The organism is Thalassobius vesicularis (assembly GCF_004799325.1).
GTDB lineage: Bacteria > Pseudomonadota > Alphaproteobacteria > Rhodobacterales > Rhodobacteraceae > Thalassobius > Thalassobius vesicularis.
Window position 1 is genome coordinate 135,520 of sequence record NZ_SSMD01000002.1, and the last position, 14,312, is coordinate 149,831.

General features: G+C 63.9%; 11 protein-coding genes. 5 read left to right on the plus strand and 6 right to left on the minus strand.

Going from position 1 to position 14,312, the window contains the following annotated elements:
- Positions 1-29: 29 nt before the first annotated feature.
- Genes E7681_RS04385 through E7681_RS04405 form a run of 5 tightly spaced genes read right to left on the minus strand, consistent with a single transcriptional unit; the run spans position 30 to position 4,541 of the window.
- Positions 30-716 (minus strand): ABC transporter ATP-binding protein, encoded by a 687-nt coding sequence (locus tag E7681_RS04385; protein ID WP_136338063.1) that lies wholly within the window; start codon positions 714-716, stop codon positions 30-32.
- Positions 713-1,468 carry an ABC transporter ATP-binding protein gene (locus E7681_RS04390; RefSeq protein ID WP_136338064.1) on the minus strand — a complete coding sequence of 252 codons (756 nt, stop codon included), beginning with the start codon at positions 1,466-1,468 and terminating at the stop codon, positions 713-715. The genes E7681_RS04385 and E7681_RS04390 overlap by 4 nt, the downstream gene beginning before the upstream one ends.
- On the minus strand, positions 1,461-2,444 hold the full coding sequence (locus E7681_RS04395; protein WP_136338065.1) for a branched-chain amino acid ABC transporter permease: 984 nt from the start codon (positions 2,442-2,444) through the stop codon (positions 1,461-1,463). The genes E7681_RS04390 and E7681_RS04395 overlap by 8 nt, the downstream gene beginning before the upstream one ends.
- The gene (locus E7681_RS04400; protein WP_136338066.1) at positions 2,441-3,358 is read right to left on the minus strand and encodes a branched-chain amino acid ABC transporter permease; all 918 of its coding nucleotides are present in this window, start codon (positions 3,356-3,358) and stop codon (positions 2,441-2,443) included. Before E7681_RS04400 ends, E7681_RS04395 begins: the two co-directional genes overlap by 4 nt.
- Before the next feature lie 49 nt (positions 3,359-3,407).
- On the minus strand, positions 3,408-4,541 hold the full coding sequence (locus tag E7681_RS04405) for an ABC transporter substrate-binding protein (protein ID WP_136338451.1): 1,134 nt from the start codon (positions 4,539-4,541) through the stop codon (positions 3,408-3,410).
- Positions 4,542-4,807: 266 nt separating this feature from the next.
- On the opposite strand from E7681_RS04405, the gene E7681_RS04410 reads away from it, so the two are divergent.
- Both E7681_RS04410 and E7681_RS04415 read left to right on the plus strand, forming a co-directional pair.
- On the plus strand, positions 4,808-5,785 hold the full coding sequence (locus tag E7681_RS04410) for an efflux RND transporter periplasmic adaptor subunit (protein WP_136338067.1): 978 nt from the start codon (positions 4,808-4,810) through the stop codon (positions 5,783-5,785).
- Positions 5,778-8,984 (plus strand): efflux RND transporter permease subunit, encoded by a 3,207-nt coding sequence (locus E7681_RS04415; protein WP_136338068.1) that lies wholly within the window; start codon positions 5,778-5,780, stop codon positions 8,982-8,984. The genes E7681_RS04410 and E7681_RS04415 overlap by 8 nt, the downstream gene beginning before the upstream one ends.
- Before the next feature lie 66 nt (positions 8,985-9,050).
- On the opposite strand, the gene E7681_RS04420 is transcribed toward E7681_RS04415, so the two are convergent.
- On the minus strand, positions 9,051-9,638 hold the full coding sequence (locus E7681_RS04420; RefSeq protein WP_136338069.1) for a riboflavin synthase: 588 nt from the start codon (positions 9,636-9,638) through the stop codon (positions 9,051-9,053).
- Positions 9,639-9,783: 145 nt separating this feature from the next.
- On the opposite strand from E7681_RS04420, the gene E7681_RS04425 reads away from it, so the two are divergent.
- From E7681_RS04425 to E7681_RS04435, 3 genes are all read left to right on the plus strand, one after another.
- A complete protein-coding gene (locus E7681_RS04425) occupies positions 9,784-11,076 on the plus strand; it encodes a capsule biosynthesis protein (protein WP_136338070.1) in 1,293 nt (430 codons plus the stop codon).
- 92 nt (positions 11,077-11,168) lie between these two features.
- Positions 11,169-12,299: a polysaccharide biosynthesis/export family protein gene (locus tag E7681_RS04430; protein ID WP_136338071.1), complete on the plus strand. Its 1,131-nt coding sequence runs from the start codon at positions 11,169-11,171 to the stop codon at positions 12,297-12,299.
- On the plus strand, positions 12,299-14,305 hold the full coding sequence (locus E7681_RS04435; RefSeq protein ID WP_136338072.1) for a capsular polysaccharide biosynthesis protein: 2,007 nt from the start codon (positions 12,299-12,301) through the stop codon (positions 14,303-14,305). The genes E7681_RS04430 and E7681_RS04435 overlap by 1 nt, the downstream gene beginning before the upstream one ends.
- The last annotated feature ends 7 nt before the right edge of the window (positions 14,306-14,312 follow it).

Below are 14,312 nucleotides of genomic sequence, written 5' to 3' on the forward strand. Positions count from 1 at the left end.
TTTTCGGCCAAAATCTTACGATTCGCGGCCTAAACGCCCAGATAACGCGCCGCGCGGTCCTCGGTCAGGTCGGCCATTTGGCCGGTCCAGACGGATTTTCCGCGCTCCAAAATCACCGCGCGATCCGCGACCGAGGCCATCTCGCGCAGGGATTTATCCACCAGGATGATGGACAAGCCCTTGTTTTGTTTCAAACTTCTGATCGCCGCCCAGATTTCATTGCGCACCACGGGGGCCAGGCCCTCGGTGGCTTCGTCCAGCAGCAGCAGGCGCGGGTTCGTCATCAGCGCCCGCCCAATCGCCAGCATCTGCTGCTCGCCCCCCGACAACGATCCCGCAAGCTGGGTCTTGCGGTCTTTTAGACGCGGGAACATATTGAAAACGCTGGACAAATCCCAGTCACCGGGACGCGCCGCCGCGACCAGATTTTCGGTCACACTGAGCGGCCCAAAACATCGGCGCCCCTCAGGCACCAGCCCCAACCCGAGGTTCGCAGCCCGGTGCGACGGCATCCCCAGCAGGTTTTTCCCTGCAAAAACAACCTCTCCTACGCTCGGGATCATCCGGCAAAGCGCATGAATCGTGGTGGTCTTGCCCATCCCGTTGCGCCCCAACAGCGCCACGACCTCGCCCTCGGCCACGTCCAGCTCCACCCCGAACAGGGCCTGCGAGGCGCCGTAATTGACCTGCAAATTCCGCACACGCAACAGGCTCATTCCAGCCCCCCATCACCCAGGTAAGCCCTTTGAACTTCTGGATTTTCCCGGATTTCAGACACGGTGCCCGTGGCGATGATCTGCCCGTAGACCAGCACCGAAATCCGGTCGGCCAGCGTAAAGACCGCGTCCATGTCATGCTCGACCAGCAGGATCGGAGCCTCGCGCCGCAGGCCGTCCAGAAACCCCGTCATCCGCGCCGACCCGTCCGCCCCCAGCCCCGCCATCGGCTCGTCCATCAGGAACGCCTTGGGCCGCAAGGACAGCGCAACCGCAACCTCCAGAAGGCGGCGTTGGCCATGCGACAACTCTCCGGTCAGGGTCGAGGCGTGCTCCAACAGGCCCACCCGGTCCAAAACTTGTTCGGACTCCGCCCGCAACGCCTTGTTTTTCATGATGTTTCCGAAAAACCGTAACGCCGCCTGCCGTTGCCCCAACGCTCCAAGGATCACGTTTTGCAGCACCGTATGCTGCATCGCCAGCGCCGAAATCTGGAACGTCCGCGCCAGCCCAAGCCGCGCCCGCGCTATCGTATCCAGCCCTGTCACGTCCTGCCCGTGAAACCAGACAGAGCCGGAATCTGGCGATATATTTCCGGCCAACTGCTTGATAAGCGTGGATTTTCCCGCACCATTAGGCCCGATCAGCGCGTGGATTTCCCCGGGGCGCAGGTCAAGACTGACGTCGGAACTGGCCTCCAGCGCGCCGAACCGTTTGCACAGATTGCGGGTGAACAGGACCGGCTCAGTCATGGCGCGCTCCTTTCGGGGCCAGAACGCCGATCAATCCGCCACGGGCGAACAGAACCACCGACAACAGGACAAGTCCCAGAAAAACCTGCCAAAATTCGCTGATCCCGCCCAGAAAATGCTCCATCCCGATGAACAGCGCGGCCCCGGCAACCGGCCCGAACAGCCGCGCCACGCCGCCGAGGATGACGAACACCATGATCTCGCCGCTCAGGTGCCAGCTGAACATCGTCGGGCTGACAAAGCGGTTCAGATCGGCATAAAGCGCCCCGGCCAGCCCGGTGATCATGCCCGACAGGACAAAAGCGATCAGGCGCAGCCGGTAGGGCGCGATGCCCACGGCCTGCACCCGGTCCGAGTTCTGCCGCGCGGCGTCGAGCGCCAGCCCGAAGGCTGAGTTTTCGACCCTAGACACCAGAAAAAGTACCGCAAAAAGAACGCCATAGCTGAGGGCCAGAAACTGCAGCGGGTCCAGCGTGTGCAGCCCTGGAAAGCCATTTCGGACGTAGATCGACAGGCCATCCTCGCCGCCATAAGCGGGCCAGGAGATGGCGAAATAGTAAAGCATCTGGCCAAAGGCGAGCGTGATCATGATGAAATACACGCCCGAGGTTCGCAGGCTAAGCGCCCCGATCAGCAGCGCCGCGAACCCGCTGGCGACAACCGCCACTAGCCAGATCACCGGCATGGACTTGGTGCCCTCGATCAGCACCGGCCACTCCATCAGCGCGGTGTAGCTTTGCGCGTGGCTGGCCAGAATGCCCATCGCATAGCCGCCGATCCCGAAAAACGCGGCGTGGCCAAAGCTGACCAGCCCGCCCAGCCCCAGCGCGACGTTCAGCCCGACGCCTGCCAGCGCAAGGATCGCAACCTTGGTCGCCAGCGTCAGGATAAAGGGTTCGTCCGCCCAGACGGCCCAAGCGGGGACGACCAGCATTGCCAGCAATATCAGTAGGTTGATCAGGCTTTCCCGGCTCATGCGCGCGCCCCGAACAGACCCGACGGGCGCCAGATCAGCACGCCTGCCATCAGGATGTAGATCGCCATCGACGCCAGAGAGGCACCGACCGTGGTGGCTGCTGATGGCTCCATGAACAGACCGAAGGCTTGTGGCAGCAGCACACCACCCAGCGTGTCGGTCAGGCCGACCAGCAGCGCGCCGATGAACGCGCCCTTGATCGAGCCGATGCCCCCAATCACGATCACCACGAAGGCCAGGATCAGCACCGGCTCTCCCATGCCGACCTGCACCGACTGGATCGCGCCGACCAAGGCACCGGCCAGACCTGCCAGCGCAGCGCCAAGGGCGAAAACCATCGTGTAAAGTTTCGAAATATCAACACCTAAGGCGGCGATCATCTCTCGGTCCGCCTCGCCCGCGCGGATGCGGATGCCCAGCCGGGTGCGGGCGATCAGCAGGCCCAAACCCCCCGCAACGGCCAGCCCGACCACGATGATTGCCAGTCGGTACAGCGGGTACTGTATCGGCCCCAGACTGACCGGCCCCGACAGCCAGGACGGCACGTCCAGGTACAGCGGGAACGAGCCGAACAGCCAGCGCGTCCCCTCGGACAGGATCAGGATCAGCGCGAAGGTGGCCAGCACCTGATCCAGGTGGTCGCGCGCATAGAGGCGGCGGATCACCAGAAGCTCGATCAGCGCGCCGGCGGCCGCCGCGGCTGCCAATGCCGCGATCAATGCCAGCAGGAAAGAGCCCGTCGCCGCCGCAACGGCCGCAGCAGCAAAGGCCCCCACCATATACAGCGAGCCATGCGCCAGATTGATCAGCCCCATGACGCCGAATACCAGCGTCAATCCGGCGGCCATCAGGAACAGCATCACACCCGATTGCAGCCCGTTCAGGACTTGCTCGATCAACAGCAACCCGCTCATGCCCCTGCCCCCGGTCGGTCAGGCCCCGGTGTTCCGGGGCCCGCCTGTCTTACATCTTGCACTCGTCCACGTAGGCGTTCGAGCGGTCTTCCATTGCCACGCCGACGATCTTGTTGGTGATCACGTCACCTTCTTTCACGACTTCGCGGACATAAATGTCCTGGATCGGGTGATTGTTCGACGCGAACGAGAATTTGCCGCGCACGCTGGCGAAATCTGCCGCTTTCAGCGCGTCGCGGAAGGCGGCGGCGTCGGCCACATCCGCCTTGTTGATGGCCGAGATCAGCAGGTTCGCCGTGTCAAAACCCTGCGCGGCATAGAGCGAGGGCAGACGGCCATACTCGGCCTCAAACCCCGCGACGAAGGCCTTGTTGGCGTCGTTGTCGATGTCCTTGGACCATTGGCTGGTGTTCTTCACACCCAGCGCGGCCTCGCCCACGGCGCCCAGAATGCCTTGGTCAAAGCTGAAGGCCGGGCCAACCACGGGCAGGCCAACGCCGCTGTCAGCATATTGTTTGGTAAAGGAAATCCCCATCCCGCCGGGCAGGAAGAAGAACACGCTATCCGCCCCCGAGGCACGGATCTGCGCGATTTCGGCCGCATAGTCGGTCTGGCCCAGCTTGGTGTAGATCTCGCCCGCTAGTTCGCCAGTGTAGAAGCGTTTGAACCCGGTCAGCGAGTCCTGCCCCGCCGGATAGTTCGGCGCCAGAATGAACGGCTTCTTGAAGCCCGACTTGGCCAGATACGCGCCCGCAGCCTCGTGCAGGTTGTCGTTCTGATAGGCCACCGAGAAATAGTTCGGGTTGCAGCCCTTGCCCGCCAGTGCGGAGGGTGCTGCGTTGACCGACAGGTAGAACTTGCCCTGCGCCACGGCCGCAGGCACCACGGCCATCGCCAAGTTCGACCAGATGATGCCGGTCAGCACGTCCACCTTGTCGGACTGGATCATCTTGTCCGCCAGCTGCACCGCGACCTCGGGCTTGCGCTGGTCATCCTCGATCACGACCTCCAGATCGCTGCGCCCCGCCTGCTTGACCGCCAGCATGAACCCGTCGCGCGCGTCGATGCCCAGACCGGCCCCGCCGCCGGACAGGGTGGTGATCATGCCCACCTTCACGCCTTCAGCCATCACCGGCAGACCGGCCAGCATCGTCGCAGCGGTCAGTGCCGCCAGTTTCGTCATCTTCATCCCAATCCCTCCGGGTCTGCTTTGGTTTTTCGGGCCAACCATGCCCCGATCCGATCAGAGGGGGAAGCCTTCTTGCCGCGCTTTCGGGCTGTTTTTGCGCCTCATTGGCTGTGTTGACTTCAATCAAAGCTCGAATCCGGCAACAGTGAGACAAATAGATTGTCCCTGACTGATCTTGGCACTTGAAATCATCCTCTGGAAGTCATATTCCACATTCAGAATGTGAATACATTGGCTTTCGCGCCGAAAGGACCCCATCCATGAAACGCCTGTTGACCGCTGCTGCCCTTGGCCTGCTGCCCCTGGCCGCCTTCGGTGAAACCGAATTCGTCCTGCAACCCACCCCCCAGACCGAATGGAAGGCCGTGTACGGACGCATCGAAGCACGCGACCGCGTTCCGGCCCGCGCGCGCATCGGCGGCACGCTGACCGAACTGAACGTGTCCGAGGGCGATCTGGTGAGCGCCGGTCAGGCCTTGGCGGTGATCGTGGATGAAAAGCTGACCTTTCAGCTGAGCGCGATTGATGCGCAGTTGCTGTCGCTGAACTCGCAGCTGGAAAACGCCAAGACCGAGCTGAAGCGCGGCGAGGAACTGCTGGCGCGCGGCGTCACCACCGTCCAGAGGATGGACGCGCTGCGCACTCAGGTCGACGTGCTTGAGGGCCAGATCGAGGCAACCCAGGCCAACCGCCGCGTCGTTGAACAACAAACCGCCGAAGGCACCGTTCTGGCCCCCGCCGCAGGGCGCGTGCTGGACGTGCCGGTGACCAAAGGTGCCGTCCTGATGCCCGGCGAGGCTGTGGCGACCGTCGGCGGTGGCGGCTTCTTTCTGCGGCTGGCCATCCCCGAGCGTCACGCCACGGCCCTGACCCAAGGCGCCGAGATCGAGATCGAAGCCGGTGATGCAGGCGAAAAGGGCACGCTGGTCCGCATCTATCCGCAAATCGAAAACGGCCGCGTCGTGGCCGATGTCGAAGTGACCGGCCTGTCGGACGCCTTCGTTGATGCCCGCGTGCTGGTGCGCATCCCCGTTGGCACCCGCGACGCGCTGGTCATCCCGGCCGAGGCGTTGCTGACCCGCTCGGGTCTGGATTTCGTGGCCGTAAAGGCCGATGGCGAAACCAGCCTGCGCACCGTCGTTCCCGGCGACGCGCATGACGGCAAAGTCGAAATCCTGACCGGCCTGAACGCGGGCGACGTGGTCGTCACCGGCTATGAAGGGGCATCCCATGAGTAACCAGGCCCCTGCCAAGCTGGGGATCGCGGGCGGGCTGACGCGCGCCTTCATCAAGTCTCCTCTGACACCGCTTTTCATCATCGCGGCTCTCGCCGTCGGTCTGGTCGCCCTGATCAGCCTGCCGCGCGAGGAAGAGCCGCAAATCTCTGTCCCGCTGGTGGATATCCACATTCAGGCTCCCGGCCTGAAGGCCCCCGACGCCGTGAAACTGGTGACCGAACCGATGGAGACCATCGTCAAAGGCATCAACGGGGTCGAGCACGTCTACTCGCAAACCTCGGACGATTACGCGATGGTCACGGCCCGCTTTGTGGTTGGCACCTCGGCCGATGCGGCCATCCTGCGGGTGCACGACAAGGTGCGCGCCAACATGGATCGCATCCCTGTCGGCATCAACGAGCCCCTGATCGTCGGGCGTGGGATCGACGACGTGGCCATCGTCTCGCTGACCCTGTCGCCCAAGCCCGGACATGACAATGTCACCGCCAACGACCTGACCCGCATCGCCCGCGAATTGCGCGCCGAAGTGGCCAAGATCGGCGATGTCGGCCTGTCCTATCTGGTTGGCGAAGCCCCCGAAGCGATCCGCGTGAACCCCGATCCCGACCGTCTGGCGCTGTACGGCGTGACGCTGCAACAGCTGGCCGGCAAGGTGCAAAGCGCCAACCAGTCGCTCAACACCGGCGCGCTGCGCGATGGTGGGCAGATGATTGATCTGGTGGCTGGCGAAACATTGACCAGCCCCGCCGAGATCGCCAGCCTGCTGCTGACCACCCGCGACGGGCGTCCCGTCTATGTCAGCGACGTGGCGGATGTGGAGTTCGTCTCGAACACCGCCGACCAGATCGTCGCCAACGTCACCAAGGACGGCGACCAGATTGTCCGCACTCCCGCCGTGACGTTGGCCGTCGCCAAGCGTGCGGGCGCCAACGCCGTCGTCGTGGCCGAGGAAATCCTGCACAAGGTCCACATGGCCGAGGGCCGGATCATCCCCGACTCGGTTGCCGTGGAAATCACCCGCGATTACGGCGAAACCGCCAACGAAAAGGCGAACGAGCTGCTGTTCCACCTTGGGCTTGCCACTGTCTCGATCATCGGGCTGGTGCTGCTGGCCATTGGCTGGCGCGAATCCATCGTGGTGGCCATCGTCATTCCGGTCACCATCCTGCTGACGCTGTTTGCCGCCTGGATCATGGGCTACACGCTGAACCGGGTGTCGCTGTTCGCGCTGATCTTCTCGATCGGTATCTTGGTGGACGACGCCATCGTGGTGATCGAGAACATCGCCCGTCACTGGGCCATGAAAGACGGCCGCGACCGCAAACAAGCCGCGATTGATGCGGTGGCCGAGGTGGGCAACCCCACCATCGTCGCCACGCTGACCGTGGTTGCCGCCCTGCTGCCGATGCTGTTCGTGTCGGGCCTGATGGGGCCGTACATGTCACCCATTCCGTCGAACGCCTCGGCGGCGATGATCTTCTCGTTCTTCGTGGCGGTGATGATCACGCCCTGGCTGATGCTGAAGATCGCTGGCAAGGCCCCGACGCATGGGCACGGGGACGGCGGCGGGCACGATCATGGCGGACGGCTGGGCAAGGTTTACGCCATCGTCGCGCGCCCGGTGCTGAAGTCGAAATCCGGCGCTCTGGCCTTCCTGCTGATCACGGCGGTGCTGTCCTTCGGCTCGCTGGGCGCACTGTATACCAAGGACGTCACCGTCAAACTGCTGCCCTTCGACAACAAGTCCGAACTGTCGGTGGTGATCGACATGCCCGAGGGCACCTCGGTCGAGCAAACCGACGCCGTTGCCCAGGCCGTGGCCCGCAAGGTGATGGACCTGCCCGAGGTGATCTCGGCCCAGACCCATGCGGGGGCTGCAGCGCCGTTCAACTTCAACGGTCTGGTTCGGCACTACTATCTGCGTGAACGCGCCCATATGGGGGACGTGCAGATCAACCTGACCCCCAAAACCGAGCGCGAGCGCACCAGCCACGACCTGGCTCTGGTCATCCGCGAGATGATTGGCCAGCTGGACCTGCCCGCGGGCACCAACGTGAAAACCGTCGAACCGCCCCCCGGCCCGCCGGTCATCGCGACCCTGCTGGCCGAGGTCTACGGACCCGACCCGGAAACCCGCCGCGAGGCCGCCACGAAGATCCGCGAGACCTTTGAAAGCATCCCCTTCGTGGTGGACGTGGACGACAGTTTCGGCGTGCAACCGCGCCGCCTGCGGGCGACGGTGAACACCGACAATCTGGACTTCTTCCAGGTGCAGGAATCCGACGTGTTCGACACGATCGCGATCCTGAACCACGGGTCCACCGTCGGCTATTCCCATCGCGGCGAGGGGCGTCATCCGATCCCGATCATCGTGAAACGCGAAAAGGGTGAGCGGGTGATGGACGAAAGTTTCCTCACCACGCCGATCCCCGCCAACGTCCTGCCGGGCGCGCGCGGTGTGGTCGAACTGGGCGACGTGATTGAGGTGAATGAAGAGAAGGCCAGCTTCCCGATCTTCCGCCACAACGGCCGCTTTGCCGAGATGGTCACCGCCGAACTGGCCGGCGATTTCGAAGCCCCGCTCTACGGTATGATCGAGGTCGCCAACAAGCTGGACGCCCTGCAATGGGACGAGGGCAAGAAGCCCGAGATCAGCTTCTACGGCCAGCCCGACGACGAAGCCCACACCACCCTGCTGTGGGACGGCGAGTGGGAGGTCACCTATGTCACCTTCCGTGACATGGGGGCGGCCTTCGGCGTGGCGCTGCTGGGCATCTACATCCTGGTGGTGGCGCAGTTCGGCTCGTTCCGCCTGCCGCTGGTGATCCTGACGCCGATCCCGCTGACCTTCCTCGGGATCATCTTCGGTCACTGGCTGTTCGGCGCGCCGTTCTCGGCCACCTCGATGATCGGCTTCATCGCGCTGGCGGGGATCATCGTGCGGAACTCGATCCTACTGGTGGACTTCATCCGCCATGCCGATGAAAGCCGCGGCAAGATCCAAGTGCTGATCGACGCAGGCGCGATCCGGTTTAAGCCGATCCTGCTGACCGCCATTGCCGCCATGATCGGCGCGGTGGTGATCCTGGCCGACCCGATCTTCCAGGGGCTTGCGATCTCGCTGCTGTTCGGGCTGCTGACCTCGACCCTGCTGACGGTGCTGGTCATCCCGGCGATCTACCGCGTGTTCAAAACCTGATCCACGCGAAGCCTGAAACGCGAAAGGCGCCCCATGGGGCGCCTTTTTCATTGGTTGATTGTGGGGTCAGTCGAACTCGCGCAGACGGGCGACATAGCGCGCCAGGGTATCGATCTCCAGATTGACCAGATCGCCAACCGCCGCCCCGCCCCAGGTCGTCATTTCCTTGGTGTGCGGGATGAAGTTGATGCCGAAATCGCAGCCGTTCACCTCGTTCACCGTCAACGACGTGCCGTTCAGCGCGACCGAGCCCTTGGGCGCGATATAGCGCGCCAGTGCCTCGGGCGCGCGCAGAGTGACGCGGGTGCTGTCGCCCTGATCCTGCATCGCCACGATCTGTGCCACGCCATCCACATGGCCCGACACGATGTGGCCGCCCAGCTCGTCCCCGACCTTCAGCGCACGTTCCAGATTGACGCGCCGGCCCACAGTCCAGCCACCCAGATTGGTCTTCGAGACAGTCTCGGCCGAAATCTCGACATCGTACCAATCCGCACCCTTTTCGATCACGGTCAGGCACACGCCGTCCGAGGCGATGGACGCCCCCAGATCCACCGAGTCCATATCGTAACGCGTCTTGATCCGCGCCCGCAGGTCGCCGCGCTGCTCCAGCTCTGCGATTTGGCCAATGTCGGTGATGATGCCGGTGAACATGTCATTGCCTCTTGATGCCAATAGTGCCAAATCCCTAGCCTTCCGTTCAGATGGAAGCAAGGCAAGCATCGGCGCGAAAAATGCTTATTTTTGCCGAGATCCCAAGCTAAGAAGCTAGGGACGAGCAAAACAAAGACACGCATCCATGCCGAACAGCGCGGAAAATAACCGGGTATTCCTGTTTCTACAGGGTCCGCATGGGCCGTTTTTCCATGGGCTGGGGCAAATGCTGCGCAAGGCCGGGGCCACGGTCTGGCGGGTCGGGTTCAATGCCGGCGACCGGGCGTTCTGGTTCGGCGGCGAGGGGTACATCCCCTTTGACGCCGAATTGCAGGACTGGCCGCAACGCTTTGCTGATCTGGTCACCGAAAAAAGCGTCACCGACATCGTGCTGTACGGCGACACCCGCGCGATCCACGCGCAGGCAATCGAGCATGCTCAAAGGCTTGGCCTGAAGATCCACGTCTTCGAAGAGGGCTACCTGCGTCCCTTCTGGGTCAGTTACGAACGTGGCGGCTCGAACGGGCATTCCCGCCTGATGGACATGAGCGTGGACGAGATGCGCAGCGCATTGGAGCAATACGCGCCCGACACGCCGATGCCCCCGGCCCGCTGGGGGGACATGCGTCAGCACGTGTTCTACGGCGCTCTGTACCATTGGTTCGTGATGTTCCGGAACGGAGATTACCCGCGCTTTCGTACCCATCGCGACCTGTCCGTCCGGCGCGAGTTCCAGCTGTATCTCAAACGGTTGCTGCTGATGCCCGCCCAAGCGGTCGAGCGTGGTCTGGCCACATGGCGCATCCGCAACGGCGGCTTTCCCTATCATCTGGTGCTGTTGCAGCTGGAGCATGACAGCTCCTTCCGAATGCATTCGCCCTTCGCCACGATGACCGAGTTTCTGGAGATGGTCCTGCGCGGCTTTGCCGAAGGGGCACCGCGCCATCATCATCTGGTGATCAAGGCCCATCCGCTGGAAAACGGCCAACTGCCGCTGCACCGCGAAATCCGCCGTCTGGCGCAGGCGTTGGGCATCGCCGACCGCGTTCATTTTGTGCGCGGCGGCAAACTGGCAAGGCTGCTGAACGATGCGCGCACGGCTGTCACCGTGAATTCCACCGCCGCACAGCAGGTGCTGTGGCGGGGCATCCCGCTGAAGGCGTTCGGACGGGCGGTCTATGACAAGCCCGAGTTCGTCTCGACCCAGCCCCTGCCCGAATTCTTTGCCCACCCCAGCCGCCCCGATCTGGCCGCCTACCGCGACTTCCGCCGTTACCTGCTGGAAACCAGTCAGGTGGCAGGTGGGTTCTACTCGGCGCGGGGGCGCCGCCAATTGCTGCGTCAGGTGGTCGACATGATGCTGGCACCCCATGACCCGTACGAAGCACTGAAGACAGGAACAGCGGCCCCACGGCAACAGTTGCGCCTGGTGCAATGAACAACACAACCTGTAGCGCTGGATTTTTCACACGGATTCCGGTAGGTTGAAGGCAATAATTGAGGCAGAAAACAGGTCGAGGAGACCAAGCAGTGAAATCCCTAGCGAACCGACGGGCGAAATCTGTCGCCCTTTTGGCTTTGGTGGCCGTCGTGGCCGCCTGCGGCCTGCCCCGGACCGGCCCCACGAAACGCGAAATCTATGCCGGCTCGGTCCAGCGCGAGGGCGACGCTTTTGTCGTCTCGGTCAATGATCGTGTGACCCGGGCCACGTCGGTGGTTCCGGCACTTGGGTTCTCGAACAACTTCGTGCGCGCCGCGCAACTGGGGTCGGACATCATCCGCCCCGGCGACACGCTGGGCCTGACCATCTGGGAAAACGTCGAAGACGGGCTGCTGTCCGGCGCGGCATCCAACTCCACTTCGCTGGAAGAGGTGCAGGTGGACGGCTCGGGCTTTATCTTCGTACCCTATGCCGGCCGCATCCGCGCTGCCGGCAACTCGCCCGAGGCGCTGCGCCAGATCATCACCCGCAAGCTGGAAGACCAGACCCCGGACCCGCAGGTTCAGGTGCGCCGCCTGGCCGGTGACGGCTCGACCGTGTCGCTGGTCGGTGCGGTCGGTGCGCAGGGCGTGTTCGCCATCGAACGCCCCACCCGTACCCTGGCCACCATGCTGGCCCGTGCCGGCGGCGTCACCATCGAGCCCGAAATCGCCCAGATCACCGTGATCCGGGGCAAGGAACGCGGCAAAATCTGGCTGCAGGACCTGTACGAACATCCCGAACTCGACATCGCCCTGCGCGGCGGGGATCGCATCCTGGTCGAGGGCGACACCCGCTCGTTCACCGCGCTTGGCGCCACCGGCAGCCAAAGCCGTGTGAATTTCGAAAGCCAGACCGTGTCGGCGATCGAGGCCATCGCGCAAGTGGGCGGCCTTGTGCCGACCGCCGCCGACCCGACCGGCGTTTTCGTGCTGCGCAATGAGCCTGCGGAAATCGCGAACCAGGTCATGGGCCGCAGCGATCTGGTGGGCGAGCAACGCATGGTCTACGTTCTGGACCTGACCAAGCCCAACGGCATGTTCATGGCACGTGACTTCGCGGTTCGCGACGGCGACACCATCTACGTCACCGAAGCGCCGTTCACCCAGTGGGACAAGACGATTTCTGCGCTGTTCGGCTCGCTGAACACCGTCAGCTCGGTCCGTACGATCGGTGGCTGATGCCGCCGTCTTCTGACACAAAAACTCAGGCCGTCGCCGGGGAAACCCAGCGGCGGCTTGCCTATTTCAACGCCGGTTTCCTGACGCAAACCCGGATAAGGCTTATTCTGGCGCTGGCGGGCTACGACCTGACGCTGTTCAAACCCGGCGCGCAGGATCAGATCGGGGTATGGGGCCATACACGCTATGCCGAGCGAGGAGAGGCCGTAGCCGCCGAAACCGGCGCCGCATTGGTACGGATCGAGGACGCCTTCCTGCGCTCGCTCCGCCCCGGCCGCGCGGGCGAGCCACCCATTGGCCTGCTGATCGACCGTCAAGGGATGCACTACGATCCCCGGCAGCCGTCCGAGCTGGAAACTCTGCTGGCCACCCATCCGCTGGATGACACGCACCTGCTGAACCGCGCCCGCGCCTGTATCGAACGCCTGCAAGAGGCGGACCTCAGCAAATATTCCGCCCACGACCCCGACGCACCTCTGCCCGCCCCCGGCTATGTGCTGGTGATCGACCAGACCAAGGGCGACGCCAGCGTGACGCAAGGCGGGGCGGACGCCAATGCCTTCCGCGAGATGCTGTACTACGCGCAAGAGGAAAACCCCGGCGCGCCCATCGTCATCAAGACCCACCCGGAAACGGCGCAGGGTTTTCGCCCGGGGTATTTCTCGGCCAATGATCTGCGCGACGGCATCACTGTCTGTGACGCCCCGGTCAGCCCCTGGCGACTGCTGGCGGGGGCAGTGAAGGTGTACGTCGTCTCCTCGCAGATGGGGTTCGAGGCCATTCTGGCAGGCCACCGCCCCCGCGTCTTTGGCAAACCGTTCTACGCGGGCTGGGGGCTTAGCGACGACCTGCACGAAATCCCCCGCCGCACCCGCACCTTGACCCGCGCCCAGCTGTTTGCGGCGGCGATGATCCTGTATCCGATCTGGTACGACCCCTACCGCGACTGCCTGTGCGAGCTGGAAGAGGTCATCGACGGGCTGGAGGCGCGCGTTCGCGCCTGGCAAGAGGATCGCCATGGCTGGCAGGCCACCGGAATGCGCCTGTGGAAACGCAGCGCGATCAACGGATTTTTCGGGTCTGAACGGGCCGTGCGGTTTTCCAATCGCGCCCCCCGGGATGGGCGGCGGCACATGGTCTGGGCCAATCAGTCGGACAACGCACCCGGTGCGGTTCGGGTCGAGGACGGCTTCCTCCGCTCGCAGGGGCTGGGGGCGCAACTGGTGCCTCCCCTCAGCCTGGTTTGTGACGATCTGGGCATCTACTACGATCCGTCGCGCGAAAGCCGTCTGGACCGCTACATTGCCGCGCGGGCCAAGCTGCGTGGTGATCAGGCCGACCGCGCCCGCGACCTGATCGAGCGGATCACCGCGCGCGGCCTGAGCAAGTACAACCAAGGCGGCACCCTGCCCGAGTTGCCCCCCGGACGGCGCATTCTTGTGCCTGGGCAGGTCGAGGATGACGCCTCGATCCTGTTGGGCGCAAGCAGTGTGAAGACCAACCTGGCCCTGCTTCAGGCCGCCCGGAACGCCAACCCCGACGCCGTTATCCTGTTCAAACCCCACCCCGATGTCGAAGCAGGCCTGCGCCCCGGGGAAATCGACTCCGACGGGCTGGCCGATTGCGTCTTGTCCCACACGGACCCCGGCGCGATCCTGCCCCAGGTCGATGCGGTCTGGACGATGACCTCGACCCTCGGGTTCGAAGCATTGCTGCGAGGGGTCGAGGTGGTCACCCTCGGCACGCCGTTTTATGCCGGCTGGGGACTGACCCGGGATCTGGCCCCTATTCCCCCGTGGCGGCGTCTCAACGTGTCACTCGAAGGATTGGTGCACGCCGTTCTGGTGGATTATCCGCGCTACCGCGATCCGAAAACCGGCCTTCCCTGCCCCGTAGAGGTGATCGTGGACCGCCTGAGCGACGGCTACGCCCCAAGCACACCCAGCCTGCGGATTCTGGCCAAACTTCAAGGGATTTTCGCCGGATTTGCGCATCTCTGGCGCTAGTCGGCCT